Raw genomic sequence first — 18,553 nt, 5'->3', positions numbered from 1 at the left:
TAACGCCATATCTTTTATAGCAGGCGCTACTTTCACAAATACAGTATGTTTTAAAACTTTGCTTATGGTATCTGTCATTACTTGCAGCAATGTATCACCAAAGACATCTATTATTCTTTGGTCGCCATGGTAATCGTATAGGTTTTGCCTTGTTTGATCTTTTCGCTATTGCCAAACACTTCGGTAAACGAGCGTTTCATAAACTGGCGCAAGCCATTGATGGTCACCACATAAAAACGCCCACCTTTACGCATGCGGGCATAAGCATCGAGGAAATACAGATAATGCTGCTCTTTGCCGACTTTGGCAGGCAAGTTCGACATCACAAGGCTAAAGTCTTTGTCCGCTGCCACATGATTAAAGCCATTCGATAAATGCACATCGACATTTTTTAGACCATTTTTTTCGCAGTTCAGACGCGCATATTCTACTGCCATAAAGTCTTTATCAATCAAAGTATGCTGACCATTCGGACATTCACGTGCTGCCGTCATACCAAGCACGCCATAGCCGCAGCCCAAGTCGATTGAATCATCATTGTCTTGGAAGTCTACATAATCAAGCAGCATCAAACTGCCATCATCGAGCTTTTGCGGTGAAAAAATACCCCATGTCGTCGCAAAATCAAACGGCTTACCCAGCACGTCTTGACTAAAGTTAATGTCTTCGCGCCAGTGTTGGGCATTTTTTAATAGGTCAGCAGGTGGCTTATGATTTAGTGGGTGGCTCATGGGAGTCTCAAATAATAGATAGGTAAAAGGGGGTGCGTTGTCCAATTAGACAGTGCGCATCGTATGACGAGTATTGTAGCGAGAAAAGGGCGGGTTTGCAGCATCGTATTACGGGAATCATTATGGTTGCCAAATTTAGCGTGTAGAAAATACATAGAAAAAAGATATTGGCAAGATTAGGTGAGAGGCTTACACTCAACTTTAATCTGATAGTTCTGAAGTAGTATGTATGGCAGACATTATATTTGTATCTAAAGTCGACTTCTGGATCGCGTTGATTTTATGGGTCGGTAGTTTATCACTTATCCTCATTCCATTATGGGAATGGCGCTGGGGCAAAAGCGATTCACGTATGCGAAACATACTCCTAATGGTTATTCTACTGCCTTTTGCAGCACTGATGCTTATGCCTTTTTTTGGTACTAAATACACCTTAACCGATAGCCAATTGTACGTAGATAGTGGTTTGTCCACTCAAACCATTGAGCTGGCAGATATCAATCATATTACACCAACTCGAAGCATGACATCTGCGCCAGCGCTATCATTGGATAGACTCAAAATAGAATATCGGAACAAAGAAGTATTGATATCGCCAAAAGACAAGCTGCGCTTTTATCAAGAGATACAGGCACGTAATCCTAAAATAGTGATAGAGAAAAAATATAATTTCTAAACTACTTACTCAACCGTTTCTTTAACACATAATCAAACACAAACGGCCCAAAGGGCAAAAATGAACCAAGCACGCCAGCAGGCAACGCCCACAGCGGCATTTTAATTTTATGCGCCGTGATAAAGAGCACCACAATATAGGCGATGAACAACACCCCATGCACAGGGCCGACATAGCTCACCATTTCAGGCATATCCATCATATATTTGAGTGGCATCGCGATACCCAGTAGCAGCAAAAAAGACGTGCCTTCCAAATAACCCATAATGGTCAGTTTTTTTAGCGCAAATTCTTGCGCTTTGGTGAGAGTAGGCTTGGAAGATGGCTGAGCTTGCGACACGGTGTATTCCTCTGACGATCATGAATCAATATTTAATGACAATTTTACTCACCAAGCTACCCAAAAGGCTATCCACGTGGATGATGCGCTGCATGTAACTGCTGCAATCTTGCCGTTGCTACATGGGTATAAATCTGTGTGGTAGACAAATCACTGTGCCCAAGCAATAATTGCACACTTCGCAAATCTGCACCATGATTAAGCAAATGAGTGGCAAAGGCGTGACGTAAGGTATGCGGTGATAGTTCCTTATCGATACTAGCCACTTTGGCGTATTTTTTGAGCAAATACCAAAAGTTTTGCCGCGTCATATAACCACCTTGCGCGGTCAAAAACACTGCTTGGCAATTGCCAGATTTTAGATGAGCAATCAAATCGCCACGCCCATGCGACAAATAATCTTCTAGCGCATCGCTGGCGTATTCACCGAGTGGCACCAGTCGGGTTTTATTGCCTTTACCTGTGATTTGTAGCCAGCCAGAGTTTAGATTGACTTGCTCAAGTGACAGATTAATCAGCTCACTGACGCGCAAACCGCAGGCATAGAGCACTTCTAGCATGGCTTTATCACGCAGTCCAAGTGCGGTGCTGGTATCAGGTGCGGCAAGGAGATTATCGACATCAGCCTCGGCCAAATCTTTTGGTAAAGGGCGTCCGAGCTTTGGGCTTTTGATACGCTCGCAGGGATTATCCTCGCGTAGGTTACTCGCTATCATCCACAAGTAGAACTGACGCAGGCTTGAGAGCATACGCGCTTGCGTGCGCGGTGTTTTGTTATCTTGAGCGAGTATTGAGAGACAATGCAGCACATCATCAGGCTGCCAGCGGGTCAGGGCGATTGGGTTGGTCAACTCGCAAGAACGCAAGTCGCGGACATATGCATTACGCGTACGCGTTGCTAGACCACGCGCCAGCATCGCTTGACGAAACTCCGTCATATAAGACGGCTCATCATCGACTGCCAGCGCTTTGGGTTGCCTTTGCTGTACGGCGCGGTCACGGCTCATAGGACGCTCAGATATAGGTTAAGCACTTTTTTTCTTCACCACATAACGATACAGCGTCACGTTCGTAGGTGCGGTGTCATCGCCATCAACAGTGATTTCATCGGGGTCAGCATCTAGGTTGATATTTTCAGCCAGTGTCTCTTGACCGATTAGCTCATGACCCAGATGACGACAAAAATTTGGAATGTCGCGCGTGGTAGCAGGATCAGTGGCCAGTATCTCAATCACCTCACCGCTATCTGCTTTGCGGATGACTCGGTGCAGCATCATGACAGGTTCAGGGCAGATCAGGCCTTGCGTATCTAAGTGATGGTCGATAGTCGTATCTGGTATAGAAGTAGTCATAGTTGTTATCGTAAAGCTAAATAAATGGGTGTAAGAATGGATCGTTTGTTTAATCGCTTACTGGGGTGTACTGTCTAGATTGTCTATGGCTGCTGTCTCTTCGTCAGTATTTGCCACGTCTAAGAAGTTGAAAAAGCGCTTGAAACTGACCTTGAATAAAAATGCCACACCAAGCCAACAGGACAGCCCTAACCATGCCGTATCAGCAAATAATAAGCCACCGATCAATATGATAGTCGATACGCCAATACTCATGGCAATCATCGAGGGTTGGTTTAAGCGATAACGATAAACCACAAACGCATCATAAAGCGTAATGGGAATGGTCAACGCAACCAAGGCGTAGGGCAGGTTGTAAAACAGTTGATACAGCAGTTGATTGTCATGGAACATCTTGATACTGGCAATGGTGCCAAAGACTATAAAGGCCAAAATGGCCGCATAAATGAGATAGATCGCTATCTGATTTGCACGCTGCGCGCCTCTAATACGAGCAATAGCAAGCGGAGCAAAACCATGTTGCGACTTAGTGTGCAAGTCTTGGTCTAGGGCAGTGGTCATAGTAATCAGTCATTTATCTGTGAATAGGTACGATGTAGCAAAATGGTGCGACAGAAACAAAAGTGTCTTTTATCTATTTTGCCTAATTAGTCTGCTTTGACCGCATCAATAGCGATACTACTATTTGGATCCGCAAAGTAGGTCGACATCAGGATACAAGCAGAGATATCATCAATCGGATCACGTGCATGCTTAATCCAGCCGTTATTCCATGCGATTTCTCTTGCTTCGATAGAGGTTAAACGCTCATCACATAATGATACGGTCACTGGCAAGTGCTGCTCCATAACTCTATGAGCCAGACGCCGCGCGAATTTATGTGCGCGTTTTGAGAGCATGGAGCTGCTACCATCCATATTAAGTGGCAGGCCGACCACGACTTGTGCCACGCCCCAGACTTTTATAATACCGATGAGGTTGTCCCAGTCGGGCTGACCATTATTCATCGCCAAGATATCAAAAGCGCGTGCAGTTTGAGTAAGACTATTACCGAGCGCCATGCCCATTTTTTTGACGCCATAATCTAGCGCCAAAATAAGATGCGGCTTTATTTCTGGCTCAGAGTCGCTAAGACCATTGATGTTAGACTCATTACTGTCAATGTCATTTATATCAAGATCATGATCTGTAGCTTCTGTGCTATCCACCATAAAAGTACTATCCACCATAGTGACGGCTATCCTTTATTTTTTTATCTGTATTCATAGAGCGCAATTCATAGAACATGTGCTATTAAGCATGACCGATGTCACTGCTAAGATAGTCAAAATTGACGCCGATTTTGTCAGCGGCGATTTGCCAGCGCTCTTCGAACGGCGTATCAAACAATAAAGTCAGATCGGCAGGGCAAACGAGCCAATCACCATTACCCAGTTCTTGGTCTAACTGTTTTTTGCCCCAGCTGGCATGACCCAAGCACAGTTGATAGTGACCGACGCCTTGACCTGCCGCGATACGCTTTAGAATATCTTGGCTGGTGGTGATACAGACATTCTCTGAAATCGCAAAAGAAGACGCCCATTCAGGCTGACCTGTATGCAGCACAAAGCCTACCTCAGGATACATAGGGCCACCTTCTAAAGCCACATCTTCCATCACTTGCGGATCGGTCACCTCAATATCCAAATCTTCTAGCAGTTTACCCACTCGCGCCTGTTCTAACGGACGATTGACCATTAGACCTAGTGCACCGTGATTATCATGGCGACAAATATAAATGAGTGCCTGTTCAAACCTTGGGTCTGACAGCTCTGGTGCCGCAATTAAGAAATGATGGGTCAAATTGGTTTTAGACATAGAAACAAACGCAACCGAATAATAAGGGTGAGAGACCACTATATGGTGATAACCAATAGAAAAGCAAGATTCACGCCAACTGCTATTGATAGTCACAAAGATTTAGCAAGTACTTTTTTTGATGAATAGTGCTGGATGATTTAACGACAGTTAATGTGTTATTTGACATCAGACAGCAAGCTACGAGCATGATCGCGAGTCACGTCAGTGATCGTAACGCCACCAGACATACGCGCCAGCTCATCTACCTGCGCGCTGTCGGTCAGGATGATCAGCTCACTTTCAGTCTGTTCTTGATGGTGCTTTTGTACCAAGATGTGCTGGTGCGCTTGCGCCGCGACTTGTGCTTGGTGAGTAATGGCGAGCAGTTGCTGCGTTTGCCCAAGCGCGCGTAGTAGCTCGCCGACCACCTGCGCCGTACCGCCACTGATACCGACATCGACTTCATCGAATACCAGCATAGGTTTGGCGGCATTGTTATCAGCGTTAGTTGCCTGCAAGACTTGCATGACCAGCGCCATTCGCGACAGCTCACCACCTGAGGCGATTTTATGCAGTGGCTGCATGGGCATACCGACATTGGCACTGAACAATAAATCAATATCGTAGCAACCGTGTGCATTGTACTGGCTAGGTTCTGTCTTTTTGGTAAAAACAAACTCGCAGCGCGCATTAGGTAAGGCAAGCGGTTGTAGTTGCTCAATAAGCTGTTTGCTAATGGTTGGTGCCGCCTTTGTACGCTCTTTATTTAGCTGTGTGGCCAGTGCTAGATAATCCTGCCAAGCTTGCTCAATTTGCGCGGCCATCGCATCACTGCTCGGCTCGTTTTCTAACTGCTCTAATTGCTCCTGCCAAGCTTTTGCTTCATCAATCAAATCGCTCGCTGGCAAGTTGTGCTTACGTGATAAGCGATGACCCAAACTGATGAGATTGTCTAGTGCTTGTAAGCGCTCAGGGTCAGGTAACTGCTGCTCGGCATAATCTGATAGTAGCGCCGTTACTTCGGTGATTTGTTGCTGCGCCAAATGCAGCTGCTCAGAGGCTTGCTCAAAGGTTTGGCTGACACCAACTTGATGATCGCAAAGCTTGATTGCTTGCCCGAGCAAGGTCATCACATCTGGCTCATCGGTATCATTGTCGAGCAGATGCAAGCCATGGCTGGCCTCTTGCATTAAGGCTTCAATATTAGAGAGCTCCTCGTGCTCAGATTCAACTTCTGCATAGTCCACAGCCAATAGAGGGGTGATGTCTGCCAGTTGGCTTTGTAAAAGTTGAATACGGTCTTGACGCTGAGCCTCGCGGCTAGCAATATCATCAGCGCGACGCTTTAGCTGCTGATACTGCTGATAGCTACTGGCTGTCTGACGCGCGAGTGGCGTTATTTGTGCCATCTCATCGAGCCAATTCACCACAAACTGCGGCTTAAGTAAGGCTTGCTGAGCATGTTGGCTATGAATATTGACCAGTAATGCGCCCAAGCTTTTTAGCTCAGCCAAACTGGCGGGCGAACCATTCAACCATGCTTTTGAGCGACCAGTGTTGCTCAGTTGCCGCCGAATAAGTACTTCAGGCTCGTCTAGCGCCCGATCATTTTTGGCAAACCATTCGGCAATGACGCTGTTGTTGTCTACATCAAACTGAGCATAAATGTCTGCATTGTCTGCGCCATGTCTGACCATCGCGCTGTCTGCGCGTGCACCGACACACAAGGATAGTGCATCCAGCAATAACGACTTGCCAGCCCCTGTTTCACCAGTGATGACATTGAAGCCTTCAGCGACACTCAGCTCATGCTGAGCGATCAACGCAAACTGATGTAAAGTTAATGATACTAGCATCAACGCCTCTCATGACAGACAATGAACTTCGTATAAATCTCAAGAAGCCATCTATAAAATAAGGTAAATAAAGAAATGAATTTATCCATTTAACGACACTAAATAGATAAATATTGTAGTCAAACAGTATGGTGCTAAATGTGCTTAAATACAAACGTTAAGGGAGTGTATAATCGAATTTGTGGTTGGAAGATTACCCCAAAATTATCAAAAACTGGCAATAAGTAATCGCTGTAATATCAATCATTAAGAGGACCGATTATAGCAAAATCATGTCTATATACTAAGCGCGATTTTGGACAAAATTCATAAAAATAGACCCAGTATAATGATGCGTTAATGGCACAAAAGCAGATAAATAAGTCAATTTGAACTCAGCATTAAACAGTATTTTCCTAGTCGCTTTAACAAACTTCATAGAGATAATGTGGTAGCATAATCTCACATAGTGATAAACTCTTCTTGTTATATTGATGAAATACGGTGCATGACAACGAGTCATGATTTTGTAAAATTACAGGCGTATAGTGAGAAGAGTATGCCAATCAATCATTATTCCAAAGCGTTTTCATAGAACCTGTGGCTACTCTTAGCACGCAGATATCTAGTAGAGAAGGATACCGTACTTAGTGCAGAGAGGTGTGTCGATGATGCAGCTCTAGCGGTAACCAGTTACTTATTTTTTAGTTTTACCATAATTATTTGATAAGGAAGCCACTATGACAGCGGCGCAATTTACTAACGTAACAGTTAATGCCCAAGCGACAGTATCTTATGATGGTCGCTGTTCCAGCCATACCATTATGTTTGAAGACGGTCGTCACAAAACCTTGGGCGTGATCTTACCTTGTGATAACTTGGTTGAGCATTATCACTTTAGCACCAATACATCCGAGCGTATTGAAATCACCGGCGGCGAGTGTGAAGTGAAAATTAATGGTGATGACGAGTTCAGCTACTACCGTGCTGGTCAATCGTTTGTCGTCGAGGGCAATAGCGGTTTCAATCTACGTACCGAAGAAATCGTCCAGTATGTCTGCCATTTAGAAGGTTGATATTATCAACAATGCGATTAAGTTAACATTGGGTGCGGTTAAGCTAGTATCATCAGTGAACAGCTAACGCCATCAAATATTAATGACCAAACAATAAACAATATCAGACTGGTATTGTTTATTTCCGTTTTTAGTGCTGACTCAGTCGCTCCTTCATTGCCAACGAGTTGCAGTACTCAATGCCAATGACATTCTTCTTATTCCATCGCTTAGCGCGATATCCACCTGATATTTAATAGGCCTGTTATGGCAAAACCCATTTATTTTTACGGCATTCATGCCATTGATGCGTTACTTAAACATCGTCCTTTGGATGGTCTTAGCTTGTTTGTGCAACAGGGACGCGAGAGTGACAGCCATGTACAAGCCATTATGGCTGAGGCGGAAGCTAATGGTATCAGTATCCAGCCGACCCAAAAAGATAAGCTGACACAGCTATGTGGTAGCCCGCAGCATCAAGGCGTGGTACTCAATGCGCGTCCGCTAGGTTTTGCTGATGAAGCTCTGCTTGATACCATTATTGGTCGCGAACAGTGCTTATTGTTAGTGCTAGATCAAATCACAGATGCACATAACTTTGGCGCTTGCCTACGTACCGCAGTGGCTATGGGTGTGGATGCTGTGGTTTGTCCAAAGCACCATGCAGCAAGCCTGACGCCCACAGTTGCTAAAGTATCGGTTGGTGCCGCAGAAATGATGCCAATTATTAGTGTCACCAATTTGGCACGTACACTTTCGCAAATCAAAAACGCAGGAGTATTTGTGTTTGGTACGGCGCTCAATGCCGATGCGAAGCCTATACACGCCGCTGATCTGACTGGTAAAACTGCCATCATCATGGGGTCAGAAGGAGAGGGGATGCGCCGCCTGACAATGGAGAGCTGCGATGAACTGGTCTATATTCCCATGTCAGGAAACGAGCATGGTAATCTACAAAGCTTAAACGTAAGCGTCGCTACTGGTATGGCTCTATATGAGGTTAATCGCCAGCGAACTTTAGCTGCTGGGCAAGCGTAAGGTACTCTTGGTGTAAGGGTTCTAGCTGTAAGTATAGAGAGGCAAGGTCGCTCTCGTTGAGTATGACATCGTCTGCGTAACGATTGCGCTCTTCACGACTGAGCTGGTTGGTCATAATGGCTTTGATTTTCTGTATGCTTTGATCATCACGCTGACTGGCACGCGCAAGTTGCGTGTCTTCGGTGGCATCCATCACAAGGATACGTTGACACAAATTGGCAAGGCCCGCTTCAGCCCCCTCGATGAGTAGAGGTGCGGACAATACCACATAAGATGAGGTACTAGACTCTAACTGTGCTTTGGCTGTCTCACGTATCGCTGGATGCGTGATCGCCTCAAGCTCAATAAGCGCTTCAGGGTTTGCAAATACATGCGAGCGTACAGCGGCTCTATCCATTGACCCATCACCATTCAATACCCAATCACCGAATCTTTTTTGGATTTTGCGTAGAGTGTCGCTGCCTTTAGTAACGATCTCATGAGCGATCACATCGGCATCGATAATATCGATTCCTTGCTCAGCAAACCAAGCACTAGCAGCGGATTTGCCACTACCGATCCCGCCTGTTAAACCAACGACGAGCGTCTTGTTTTTTGTCTGTAGACTTTGTGGTTGACGCGAATAAGATTGTGCGACTTTATTTGACATAATGATGGCTTATTTGACAGAGGTAGTAAAAGCAGTGACTAGTAAAGAAATTGCTTATCAATAATTGTGCTTATAGATTAGGGTAGAAAACTTACTATCAAGACTTAGTAAGTATACATACCAAGATACCAGCTGACGATATCTGAGCCGTATAACAAAGCAACAATGCCCGCGATAGCAATGTAAGGGCCAAAGGCAAAAGGCCTACTCTCACCTTGTTTTTTCATCAAGATTATCCCGACTATCGACCCAAGCAAGGATGATAATAAAATAATTAATGGCAACATCATGGGGCCGAGCCAAGCACCTAATACTGCTAGTAATTTAAAATCACCTTGTCCCATCCCATGTTTCTTAGTGATTAAGTAGAATACTTTGACGACGATCCATAGTGATAAAAATCCAAAGAGCAATCCCCATATCGACTGCGTTGGCGAGACAAACCAGCTTTGTGAGTTGACCGCCAATCCTAGACCTGCTAATGGAAAGGTCAGGCGATCGGGTAGTAGCTGCGTATCAAAATCAATGCCTGTTAGAGCCACTAGTGTCCACACTAAAACGAGCGCTGACAATCCAGTTGCATTGACGCCGAACTTGTAGATCACGAGCACCGATAGTAAGGCGGTTACTAACTCAACTACAGGATAACGCAGACCAATCGCAGCTTTGCAGTTTGAGCAGCGCCCTCTTAATACCAGCCAGCTGATTAAGGGTATGTTTTCATACCATGTAATCTTATGAGCGCAATGGGGGCAGCGTGAGGCAGGTCGACTCAAAGTAATGGGTTGGTCAGCAGCTACGATATTCGCTATGGGTAGCGTATGCTCGCGTGGCATATCTGCCTGTTCAATCATAAATTGGCTACATTCTTGTCGCCAACCAGAAATCATCATAAGCGGGATACGATGAATCACGACATTTAAAAAACTACCAATACAAAGACCTAATAAACCAAATACGACCAAGGCTAAAGTTATATTTTCTTGTAGTAACGTTATAAATTGCATTAAATCATTATCCTACGACTGAGCCCATTTGGAAGATTGGTAAGTACATCGCAATGACCAAACCACCGACCAATACGCCCAGTACAGCCATAATGAGTGGTTCCATCAAGCTGGTTAAACCATCGACGGCGTTGTCGACCTCGTTTTCGTAGTAGACAGCGACTTTATCTAACATTTCTTCCAAGCTACCAGATTCTTCACCGATACCCACCATTTGAATAGCCAGACTTGGGAATAAGTTGGTTGAGCGTATTGAAAATTGTAATTGCTGACCAGTAGAGACGTCGTTTTTAATTTGCTGAGTGGCGTTATAAAACACGACATTGTTGGTCGCACCAGCAGTAGAGTCTAGTGCTTCAATGAGAGGCACACCAGCGGCAAATGTTGTAGATAAAGTACGAGCGAAACGAGCAATAACAGCCTGGTAAGCGATATTGCCAAATATCGGTGCTTTTAGTACAGCACGGTCTAAAAAATCACGGAATTTTTTGGAGCGTTTTTTGGCTTCTGAAAATCCGATAATAGAGCCACCAATAATGATAACTAAAATAAACCACCATGACTGCATCCATTCAGACATACCAACCACCATCTGGGTAAATGCGGGCAGCTCTGCGCCAAAGGATTCAAATAGACCTGAGAAGACAGGTACTACTTTTATTAATAGAATCATAGTAACGATAATAGCCACCACAATAACAGCAATGGGATATTTCATTGCTTTTTTAATCTTTGCTTTTAATAGCTCGCTTTTTTCTTTATAAGTCGCTACGCGCTCAAGCATGGTCTCTAGCGCACCTGATTGTTCGCCAGATTCGACAAGTGAGCAGAATAGATCATCAAAGTAACGAGGGTGTTTACGTAGGGCGGAAGCAAAGGTACCACCTGCTTCGATATCAGCTTTAATTTGTAGCACTAAGTCTTTCATACTCGGATTATCAAGGGAATCAGCCACAATTTCAAAGGACTGAGTCAGCGGCACACCTGCTTTCATCATTGTTGCCAACTGCCGAGAAAAAATCGCAATATCAATGGCTTTAATTGATTTTTTGAAGGTATAGAGCGGTTTTGGTTTCTTTTTAATACCTTTAACCGTGATCCCTTGCTTGCGCAAAGTTGCTTTGGCTAACTCTAAGCTACGACTAGTGGTTTCACCTTTAACCTTTTGCCCGCGTCGGTTCACGCCATCATAGACAAAGTCCAACAGCATGTCAGTCTTAGCTTTTGCCATATTACTACCCTCGAAATTGTCTAATATAGATATTGCAAACATAAATCAGGATACCAGACAAAATCATTGGCTGGTATACTTTATTTTAGCGCAAAAAACCAGTGCCTATCTGTTTTATTTTTTAGATATATCTATTAGATAATATTTCTAATTTTGAAGTCTTCAGAAAGCAAAATACTAGAAGATAAATAGTTTCATATACGGCTTAATATTTATGCGGTTTATTCAGAAGTAACACGCATCATTTCTTGAATACTGGTGACACCTTGTAGAACTTTTAAAACCCCAGAACGGCGCAGATCTCGAAAACCGTTTTTGAGCGCTGCATCTTTAATATCTATGGCATTGCCATCTTCCATAATGATACGTGAGATGTCGGGGCTGACCTTCATCACCTCATAGATACCCACACGACCTTTGTAACCTTCACGGCACTCATTGCATCCTACTGGCTCATAAATCACATTGTCTGAATTGTCCAAGTCTGTATCAGTAAAGCCGATCTCTAGTAGGCTCTGCCGTGGAATATTGATCGGTTTCTTACAGTTTTTGCATAGTCGTCTTGCCAAACGTTGCGCAATGACTAAGTTGACTGACGTTGCAATGTTAAAAGAAGCCACACCCATATTACGCAAACGCGTCAACGTCTCGGGTGCTGAGTTGGTATGTAGGGTCGAGAGTACCATGTGTCCTGTTTGTGCCGCTTTAATAGCGATCTCGGCAGTCTCCAAGTCACGAATCTCACCAACCATGACAATGTCAGGATCTTGACGCAAAAAAGACTTGAGCGCATTAGCAAAGGTTAGGCCGACCTTAGCGTTGACATTGACCTGATTAATACCCTCAAGGTTAATCTCCACAGGGTCTTCGGCGGTTGAGATGTTGGTGGCACCAGTGTTTAAAATATTGATACCCGTATAAAGAGAGACTGTCTTACCAGAACCAGTGGGACCAGTAATCAGCAGCATACCTTGCGGTTTATGCAGCGCTTCTAAAAACATCTCCTGCTGATCAGGTTCATACCCTAACGCATCAATACCAAGCATGGCTGATGAAGGATCTAGAATACGCAAAACAATTTTTTCACCGAACAAAGTTGGTAACGAGTTCACACGGAAGTCAATGGCTTTAGTTTTAGAGATTTTGAGCTTGATACGTCCATCTTGCGGTACTCGGCGCTCTGAGATGTCCATCTGTGACATAACTTTTAAGCGAGCTGCGATTTTGTTGGCCAGTTGGACTGGCGGATTGGCTATCTTTTCCATCACGCCATCAACACGAAAACGTACTCGGAAAGATTTTTCGTAAGGTTCAAAATGTAAATCAGAAGCACCCATGCGAATGGCATCGACCAGCATTTTATTGACGAATTTTACAACAGGTGCCTCATCGACCCCATCGCTAAGCTTCGTTTCACCGTCATCGTTACCTTCATCACCATCTTCAAAACCAACATTTAAGTCACTGTCGGAGAAGCTATCAAAGCTCTGCATCGTTTCAGCATAAACACTTTCGATACGCTTTTTTAGCTTGTTTTCTTCAACAACAATCGTTTCAATAGACAAGCGAGAATTAAAGGCAATGGCATCAATAGCATCAACACGAGTTGGATCACTTAGCGCTACAAATAAGCGTTGACCGCGCTTAAATAGTGGCAATGCATTAAACTTACGGACGATTTTTTCATCGACTAAGTCCTTTGGAATGACATCAGTGCTGAGTGCATCGAGATCGAATAAGGGATCGCCAAAGGCTTGTGATAACATTTGGGCAAGGTGATAAGAATCAGCCAGTTTATTGTCTACAAGGTACGGCACCAATCCTATTTGCTGCTGCTGCGACTCAATCTGTGCCGTTTTCATATTTGCTTCGCTAACGACACCATCACTGATGAGCTGCTGCGCCAGACCACCATATTTACTGGTTGTAATAGACATTATGACCTCTCTTTGATAAAGGATTTGTACACCGCTTTAGAATACAGACTACTATATATGTTTTAATATATTTGCGGTAATCGATACGTACTTTGATTCAGCAAGTTATTTTTACTTCTTTCGTAATAACTTAGAAAGCGTTTAATAATTTTTAATTTCTGTTAAATACAATATACGACTTTGCTTGATTTTAGTTTAAAGGCTTTCTACAAATGATTAAACAATCAATACATCAAAATCTCTGCTTTTAGCTGTCATTTTTGAACATAGGTATTGAAAAGCGCTGCTGCTTCTGGCGGCACACTACTATAGCACTTACGAATTATTTGTTATACTGGCGCGCATATGAGCCGAATTGGCGTGAATACATGAGACAAGGTAAATAAGTATGCAAGCTTGGGTGATCGGTAATTGGAAACAGAATCCAGCAACTAGCCATGATGTTGATGCGCTGTTAGATGACCTGCTGACTAAGGTTGATGCTAAAAATCAAGCTAAAACGCCAACCTCTAGTAGTCAATGCAAATTGATGGTAGCACCAAGCTATATTCATTTGGCTGCAGTCAGTGCACGCTTAGCAAATAGTTCAATAGTCAGCGCTGCTCAAGACGTGAGCGCTCATAGTGCAAGCACAGGCGCTTATACGGGAGACTGCTCAGCGCAGCAAGTCGCAGATACAGGAACCACTTGGACGATACTTGGTCACTCTGAGCGTCGTCAGTATCATAAAGAATCTCATGACTGTCTAATAAATAAACTGTCTCATGCGTTTTCTCAGAATCTTGGTGTGGTGTTCTGTATCGGCGAAACGCAAGAACAGTATGATAATGATCAAACACTTGATGTTATCAATGAACAACTCTCAGTGATTAAAGATATGCTTGTTCAGCAGCCAGATTTAGCAGCATCGTTATCTGAAAAGCTACTCGTCGCTTACGAACCTGTCTGGGCAATTGGTACTGGTAAAGTGCCGACTGTGGCAGAAGTGAGTAAGACTCATCAGCATATCAAGCAAACCGTTGCGGGATTTGCTGACATAGCAGGTGCTATTACCGTACTGTATGGCGGTAGCGTTAATGCTGGTAATGCCGATAGCTTTGCTGCTGACGCTATGATTGATGGTGCTTTGGTTGGCGGCGCCTCATTGAAAGCAGATAGCTTCTTAGCGATCGCTGATGCTTTTAGTCAAGCGAATGCTTAATCGAATAAATAATGCTCAGATATCAGTATCATAGCTGATAGACAGTATGGTTTTATCAGTTAGTAAAAGTAGGTTTAACAGTGCCCTTGCAATCGTGTACAATGCGCCTTATTTATATAATCGATTTGGCATCATGAGATGCTAGTCATTATTTTTATTAACTTTACGTTTTATTTTCCGTTATCAGTCGTCATTACGCGGCAAAAGAGGCCACCATGTTTACGTTTATATTAGCCCTGCATATTATCGTGGCCATTGCCATGATCGGCTTGATTTTGATACAGCATGGTAAAGGGGCAGATGCTGGGGCTTCTTTTGGTGCCGGCTCATCAGGTACGGTATTTGGTGCAGCGGGAACCGCCAACTTTTTGACGCGTGCGACTGCAGTATTGACGGTCATATTTTTTATTACCAGTATGACGTTGGCGGTGCATGCGCGTAAGCAAGCAGAAGATCAGTTTCGTTTAGATGCGCCAGTATCAGCACCGCAAACGCCGCGTCCATTGACACAAAATCCTGAATAAGTGGCTTTTGAGTAGTCAGCGCTTGCTATTTTGGTAGGTTACATTTACAATACTTTTCTGTTTTCGCAAGTCCTTATCTATTAATGCCTACCTTACGCATTATATATAGTAGATAGGAAGTTAGAGAGCAGGGTAGTAAAATGCGATTGTGGTGGAATGGTAGACACGCCATCTTGAGGGGGTGGTGGCGAAAGCTGTGGGGGTTCAAGTCCCCCCAATCGCACCAAGTTTCACAGACGCAGCATAGCGTCAGGTTGGATTTTTAGTAGTAACCACTTAATTTATTATTTTTTAAATAAAGTGTTGACACTTCTATATTATCTCCCTATAATATGCGTTCTAGATTGATGCGGGGTGGAGCAGTCTGGTAGCTCGTCGGGCTCATAACCCGAAGGTCGTTGGTTCAAATCCAGCCCCCGCTACCACTTTTTATACTGATGTTTTGTACACTAAATTTGTCAGTACCGATTAACCCACCATAATGTTTGTGGGTTTTTTTGTATCTGAAGGTCAGTGTTATCGCGGTATCTATCCTACTTATGCTAAGCTCTAGGTCTATAGAGTACGATATTACTCGTCACTGGTCATCATCGGCCGCCACTGGCACGATGCTCCTTAAGCAACACTATCTTTTATTCCTCACGCTTTTATCGATAGTAGTGCTTTATAACTAATAAAAGCATTGTTTGGCTGAGCTTGATGTTTTTTAGGCTCGTCCCTATATAAACGCACAACACCTGTTATATGTTTGTGGTTTACCATTATATAATGACCGTAATTCTTACTATATATAAGTACGAAAAGAGCAAAGCTTTGATACGGTTTACTAAGTACGATAGATAAGCGAATAGGAAAATACAAAGAGATTATGAAGCTTTCGACTAAAGTTGCAGAACTGACTAATATTATTGCCCCTGCTGTGGCCGCTTGCGATGTGTCGCTATGGGGTATAGAATTTGCGCCACAAGGCCGTCGCTCTTTATTGCGTATTTATATTGAGGCATTGCCAGAAGAGCAAGCCCAAGATAAGCACGTTACTATCGAAGACTGTGCCGCAGTGAATCATCAAGTAAGCGGTATCTTAGAAGTTCATGATCCTATCGCTGGTGAATATATCTTAGAAGTGTCTTCACCTGGTTTTGATCGTGCATTTTTCTCAGATGAGCAGATGCACGCCTATGTTGGCCAAACAGTAAGCTTACGTTTGATTCAAGCTATCGGCACAGGCGATCAAAAACGTCGCAAAGCAACAGGTACATTAGATAGTATTGATGATAAAGCTTTGAAACTGACGTCAAGCGATGGTGAGCAGTTTGAGATTGCATTAAGTAATATTGATAAAGCCAACTTAGTTTACGAAGATGCCTAAATACTTATTATTAGGTAGCTGCTCATAGATTAGCAGTGTTATCTTCAAGTAGCTTATGTGGCTTATAGTAACTATATAATAGCGACACCCAAATTATAAAATTTAAGTCAATTAAAAAATGATAGGACAGGTATAGCATGAGTCGTGAAATCTTAACGGTAGTAGAAACTGTCAGTAATGAAAAGGGCTTAAATCCTGAAGATATCTTTGAAGCCATAGAAGACGCTTTGGTGGTATCTACCAAGAAAAAAGTATATACCGAGCAGCCAGAAGTGGCTGTGCGAGTAGCCATTGACCGCGCAACTGGCGATTATGATACTTATCGTTACTGGACCGTAGTTGCAGACGAAGATCATGAAATGCCTGCTTGTCAGCTTGCTATCACAGATCTTGATCAAGAAGAATGGTCAATTGGTGATATCAAAGAAGAGCAAATCGAATCGATTGAATTTGGTCGTATTGCGGCTACTCAAGCAAAACAGGTCATCATCCAAAAAATCCGTGAAGCTGAACGTGCACTTGTTGCAGACGCTTTCGAGCCACGTGTTGGTGAAATGATGTATGGCGAAGTCAAGAAACAGACACGTGATGGCTATATTATTGACTTGGGCGACAATGCTGAAGGTTACTTGTCACGCGATCAGATGTTGCCACGTGAACAGCTACGTGCAAAATCGCGTATCAACGCTATCTTATATCATGTAAACCGTGAAAACCGCGGTGCACAGTTATTGTTATCTCGCACGCATCCTGAAATGCTATCAGCATTGATGCAAAAAGAAGTACCAGAGATCGCAGAGCAAATTATTGAAATTCGTAACGTCGCTCGCTTGCCTGGCACCCGTGCTAAAATAGCCGTGAAGACCAACGATCATCGTATTGATCCAGTTGGTGCTTGTATTGGTATGCGTGGTACACGTATCCAAGCAGTACAGCAAGAGCTAGACGGTGAGCGTATCGATGTCGTGGTATGGTCAGATGATCCTGCTCAGTTCATCATCAGCTCTTTAGAGCCAGCTGATGTCAGCAGCATCATCTTAGATGAAGACACTCAAACAGCAGATATTATCTTTAGCACCAATGATCAGTTGGCGCGTGCTATTGGCTCTCAAGGTCAAAACGTACGTTTAGCTTCTGAGTTGACTGGTTATAAGCTAAATATGATGCTTGAAGAAGAGTACAAACAGCGTCAAGAAAACGAATCAAAGGCATTTATCGAATTATTTTATGAGCGCTTAGAAGTTGATCAAGACTTAGCACAGGCATTGGTTGATATTGGTTTTACTAGTATCGAAGAAGTTGCCTACGTACCCGTTGAGACCTTCTATGACATCGAAGGCTTAGATGATGAAGCAATCGATATGATTCAAGAACGTGCTAAAGACGTCGTCATCGCTGACGAGCTGGTCAAACAACAGAACATGAAAGAGCCAAGTCAAGAGCTCCAAGAGCTTGAAGGTATGACAGTCAGCTGGGCCTACAAAATGGCACAAAAAGACATTATTACCGTTGATGATTTGGCAGAACAAGCCGTCTTCGATCTAGAAGATATCGAAGGATTAGACTCTGAAACTGCAGGAAAACTCATCATGAAAGCTCGGGAATCTTGGTTCGATGAATAAGCGGTAACTGCATATCGCTGTCTTTTGGTGATATGCTATTGAGAATAAAGTGCTGATATCTATTTATAAGTATCAGCCTTAACCCAATCATTTGTAGCCAACAACTGAATTGAACATATAGCAAATAATAGACAGTAGGTGATAATA

The 18,553-nt window shown here is 43.5% G+C and carries 19 protein-coding genes and 2 tRNA genes; 9 read left to right on the top strand and 12 right to left on the bottom strand.

Features of this window, described 5'->3' with window-relative positions; genetic code table 11:
* Window positions 1-110: 110 nt before the first annotated feature.
* A complete protein-coding gene (locus ACTXGK_RS15210) occupies window positions 111-731 on the bottom strand; it encodes a class I SAM-dependent methyltransferase (RefSeq protein WP_443514759.1) in 621 nt (206 codons plus the stop codon).
* A 229-nt stretch (window positions 732-960) separates the two neighbouring features.
* Here ACTXGK_RS15210 and ACTXGK_RS15205 point away from each other — a divergent pair, with 229 nt between their 5' ends.
* The gene (locus ACTXGK_RS15205) at window positions 961-1,407 is read left to right on the top strand and encodes a PH domain-containing protein (RefSeq protein ID WP_443514758.1); all 447 of its coding nucleotides are present in this window, start codon (window positions 961-963) and stop codon (window positions 1,405-1,407) included.
* A 1-nt stretch (window position 1,408) separates the two neighbouring features.
* Here the strand turns inward: ACTXGK_RS15205 and ACTXGK_RS15200 are convergent, their stop codons facing one another.
* The 7 genes from ACTXGK_RS15200 to recN all read right to left on the bottom strand — a co-directional run bounded on the left by ACTXGK_RS15200 (window position 1,409) and on the right by recN (window position 6,794).
* Complete coding sequence (locus ACTXGK_RS15200; RefSeq protein ID WP_443514757.1) at window positions 1,409-1,747, bottom strand: DUF3817 domain-containing protein; 339 nt, start codon at window positions 1,745-1,747, stop codon at window positions 1,409-1,411.
* Window positions 1,748-1,815: 68 nt separating this feature from the next.
* Complete coding sequence (gene xerD / locus ACTXGK_RS15195) at window positions 1,816-2,754, bottom strand: site-specific tyrosine recombinase XerD (RefSeq protein WP_443514756.1); 939 nt, start codon at window positions 2,752-2,754, stop codon at window positions 1,816-1,818.
* Between the two features lie 18 nt (window positions 2,755-2,772).
* Window positions 2,773-3,099 carry a sulfurtransferase TusA gene (tusA, locus tag ACTXGK_RS15190; RefSeq protein WP_443514755.1) on the bottom strand — a complete coding sequence of 109 codons (327 nt, stop codon included), beginning with the start codon at window positions 3,097-3,099 and terminating at the stop codon, window positions 2,773-2,775.
* Between the two features lie 57 nt (window positions 3,100-3,156).
* Window positions 3,157-3,660: a hypothetical protein gene (locus ACTXGK_RS15185; RefSeq protein ID WP_443514754.1), complete on the bottom strand. Its 504-nt coding sequence runs from the start codon at window positions 3,658-3,660 to the stop codon at window positions 3,157-3,159.
* Window positions 3,661-3,746: 86 nt separating this feature from the next.
* Window positions 3,747-4,328: a Holliday junction resolvase RuvX gene (ruvX, locus tag ACTXGK_RS15180; protein ID WP_443514753.1), complete on the bottom strand. Its 582-nt coding sequence runs from the start codon at window positions 4,326-4,328 to the stop codon at window positions 3,747-3,749.
* Between the two features lie 64 nt (window positions 4,329-4,392).
* On the bottom strand, window positions 4,393-4,956 hold the full coding sequence (locus ACTXGK_RS15175; protein WP_058023618.1) for a YqgE/AlgH family protein: 564 nt from the start codon (window positions 4,954-4,956) through the stop codon (window positions 4,393-4,395).
* 158 nt (window positions 4,957-5,114) lie between these two features.
* Window positions 5,115-6,794, bottom strand: a complete 1,680-nt coding sequence (recN, locus tag ACTXGK_RS15170) for a DNA repair protein RecN (RefSeq protein WP_443514752.1) — start codon at window positions 6,792-6,794, stop codon at window positions 5,115-5,117.
* Between the two features lie 719 nt (window positions 6,795-7,513).
* On the opposite strand from recN, the gene ppnP reads away from it, so the two are divergent.
* The gene (gene ppnP / locus ACTXGK_RS15165) at window positions 7,514-7,849 is read left to right on the top strand and encodes a pyrimidine/purine nucleoside phosphorylase (RefSeq protein ID WP_058023616.1); all 336 of its coding nucleotides are present in this window, start codon (window positions 7,514-7,516) and stop codon (window positions 7,847-7,849) included.
* Between the two features lie 246 nt (window positions 7,850-8,095).
* Entirely contained in the window at window positions 8,096-8,866 is a 771-nt protein-coding gene (gene rlmB, locus ACTXGK_RS15160; RefSeq protein WP_443514751.1) for a 23S rRNA (guanosine(2251)-2'-O)-methyltransferase RlmB, read from the top strand.
* Here rlmB and coaE read toward each other — a convergent pair.
* From coaE to pilB, 4 genes are all read right to left on the bottom strand, one after another.
* Window positions 8,829-9,515 carry a dephospho-CoA kinase gene (gene coaE, locus ACTXGK_RS15155; RefSeq protein WP_443514750.1) on the bottom strand — a complete coding sequence of 229 codons (687 nt, stop codon included), beginning with the start codon at window positions 9,513-9,515 and terminating at the stop codon, window positions 8,829-8,831. The two genes, rlmB and coaE, sit on opposite strands and share 38 nt — an antisense overlap.
* A gap of 104 nt (window positions 9,516-9,619) precedes the next feature.
* Window positions 9,620-10,522 carry a prepilin peptidase gene (locus ACTXGK_RS15150; RefSeq protein ID WP_443514749.1) on the bottom strand — a complete coding sequence of 301 codons (903 nt, stop codon included), beginning with the start codon at window positions 10,520-10,522 and terminating at the stop codon, window positions 9,620-9,622.
* Window positions 10,523-10,529: 7 nt separating this feature from the next.
* On the bottom strand, window positions 10,530-11,753 hold the full coding sequence (locus ACTXGK_RS15145; RefSeq protein ID WP_443514748.1) for a type II secretion system F family protein: 1,224 nt from the start codon (window positions 11,751-11,753) through the stop codon (window positions 10,530-10,532).
* A 221-nt stretch (window positions 11,754-11,974) separates the two neighbouring features.
* Window positions 11,975-13,690 (bottom strand): type IV-A pilus assembly ATPase PilB, encoded by a 1,716-nt coding sequence (pilB, locus tag ACTXGK_RS15140; RefSeq protein WP_443514747.1) that lies wholly within the window; start codon window positions 13,688-13,690, stop codon window positions 11,975-11,977.
* 388 nt (window positions 13,691-14,078) lie between these two features.
* Here pilB and tpiA point away from each other — a divergent pair, with 388 nt between their 5' ends.
* The 6 genes from tpiA to nusA all read left to right on the top strand — a co-directional run bounded on the left by tpiA (window position 14,079) and on the right by nusA (window position 18,406).
* Window positions 14,079-14,891, top strand: a complete 813-nt coding sequence (gene tpiA, locus ACTXGK_RS15135) for a triose-phosphate isomerase (RefSeq protein WP_443514746.1) — start codon at window positions 14,079-14,081, stop codon at window positions 14,889-14,891.
* Between the two features lie 215 nt (window positions 14,892-15,106).
* Window positions 15,107-15,415 carry a preprotein translocase subunit SecG gene (secG, locus tag ACTXGK_RS15130; RefSeq protein WP_021814138.1) on the top strand — a complete coding sequence of 103 codons (309 nt, stop codon included), beginning with the start codon at window positions 15,107-15,109 and terminating at the stop codon, window positions 15,413-15,415.
* A 142-nt stretch (window positions 15,416-15,557) separates the two neighbouring features.
* A tRNA-Leu gene (locus ACTXGK_RS15125) sits at window positions 15,558-15,641 on the top strand.
* 122 nt (window positions 15,642-15,763) lie between these two features.
* Window positions 15,764-15,840: transfer RNA gene (locus ACTXGK_RS15120), tRNA-Met, on the top strand.
* A gap of 443 nt (window positions 15,841-16,283) precedes the next feature.
* Window positions 16,284-16,784, top strand: coding sequence for a ribosome maturation factor RimP (gene rimP / locus ACTXGK_RS15115; RefSeq protein WP_201599475.1), 501 nt, complete (start codon window positions 16,284-16,286; stop codon window positions 16,782-16,784).
* Between the two features lie 137 nt (window positions 16,785-16,921).
* Window positions 16,922-18,406, top strand: a complete 1,485-nt coding sequence (nusA, locus tag ACTXGK_RS15110; protein WP_238035957.1) for a transcription termination factor NusA — start codon at window positions 16,922-16,924, stop codon at window positions 18,404-18,406.
* Window positions 18,407-18,553: the final 147 nt, after the last annotated feature.

The sequence above is a fragment of the Psychrobacter sp. T6-5 genome, from assembly GCF_052258485.2.
In the GTDB taxonomy this organism is placed as follows: Bacteria; Pseudomonadota; Gammaproteobacteria; order Pseudomonadales; family Moraxellaceae; genus Psychrobacter.
Note: the sequence above shows the minus strand (reverse complement) of the source record. Positions and strands in the feature narration are given on the sequence as shown.

Coding starts and splice junctions, on each gene's coding strand:
- ACTXGK_RS15210 (WP_443514759.1), bottom strand. CDS start 731: ATGAGCCACCCACTAAATCATAAGCCACCTGCTGACCTATTAAAAAAT.
- ACTXGK_RS15205 (WP_443514758.1), top strand. CDS start 961: ATGGCAGACATTATATTTGTATCTAAAGTCGACTTCTGGATCGCGTTG.
- xerD (WP_443514756.1), bottom strand. CDS start 2,754: ATGAGCCGTGACCGCGCCGTACAGCAAAGGCAACCCAAAGCGCTGGCA.
- tusA (WP_443514755.1), bottom strand. CDS start 3,099: ATGACTACTTCTATACCAGATACGACTATCGACCATCACTTAGATACG.
- ACTXGK_RS15185 (WP_443514754.1), bottom strand. CDS start 3,660: ATGACCACTGCCCTAGACCAAGACTTGCACACTAAGTCGCAACATGGT.
- ruvX (WP_443514753.1), bottom strand. CDS start 4,328: ATGGTGGATAGTACTTTTATGGTGGATAGCACAGAAGCTACAGATCAT.
- ACTXGK_RS15175 (WP_058023618.1), bottom strand. CDS start 4,956: ATGTCTAAAACCAATTTGACCCATCATTTCTTAATTGCGGCACCAGAG.
- recN (WP_443514752.1), bottom strand. CDS start 6,794: ATGCTAGTATCATTAACTTTACATCAGTTTGCGTTGATCGCTCAGCAT.
- ppnP (WP_058023616.1), top strand. CDS start 7,514: ATGACAGCGGCGCAATTTACTAACGTAACAGTTAATGCCCAAGCGACA.
- rlmB (WP_443514751.1), top strand. CDS start 8,096: ATGGCAAAACCCATTTATTTTTACGGCATTCATGCCATTGATGCGTTA.
- coaE (WP_443514750.1), bottom strand. CDS start 9,515: ATGTCAAATAAAGTCGCACAATCTTATTCGCGTCAACCACAAAGTCTA.
- ACTXGK_RS15150 (WP_443514749.1), bottom strand. CDS start 10,522: ATGCAATTTATAACGTTACTACAAGAAAATATAACTTTAGCCTTGGTC.
- ACTXGK_RS15145 (WP_443514748.1), bottom strand. CDS start 11,753: ATGGCAAAAGCTAAGACTGACATGCTGTTGGACTTTGTCTATGATGGC.
- pilB (WP_443514747.1), bottom strand. CDS start 13,690: ATGTCTATTACAACCAGTAAATATGGTGGTCTGGCGCAGCAGCTCATC.
- tpiA (WP_443514746.1), top strand. CDS start 14,079: ATGCAAGCTTGGGTGATCGGTAATTGGAAACAGAATCCAGCAACTAGC.
- secG (WP_021814138.1), top strand. CDS start 15,107: ATGTTTACGTTTATATTAGCCCTGCATATTATCGTGGCCATTGCCATG.
- rimP (WP_201599475.1), top strand. CDS start 16,284: ATGAAGCTTTCGACTAAAGTTGCAGAACTGACTAATATTATTGCCCCT.
- nusA (WP_238035957.1), top strand. CDS start 16,922: ATGAGTCGTGAAATCTTAACGGTAGTAGAAACTGTCAGTAATGAAAAG.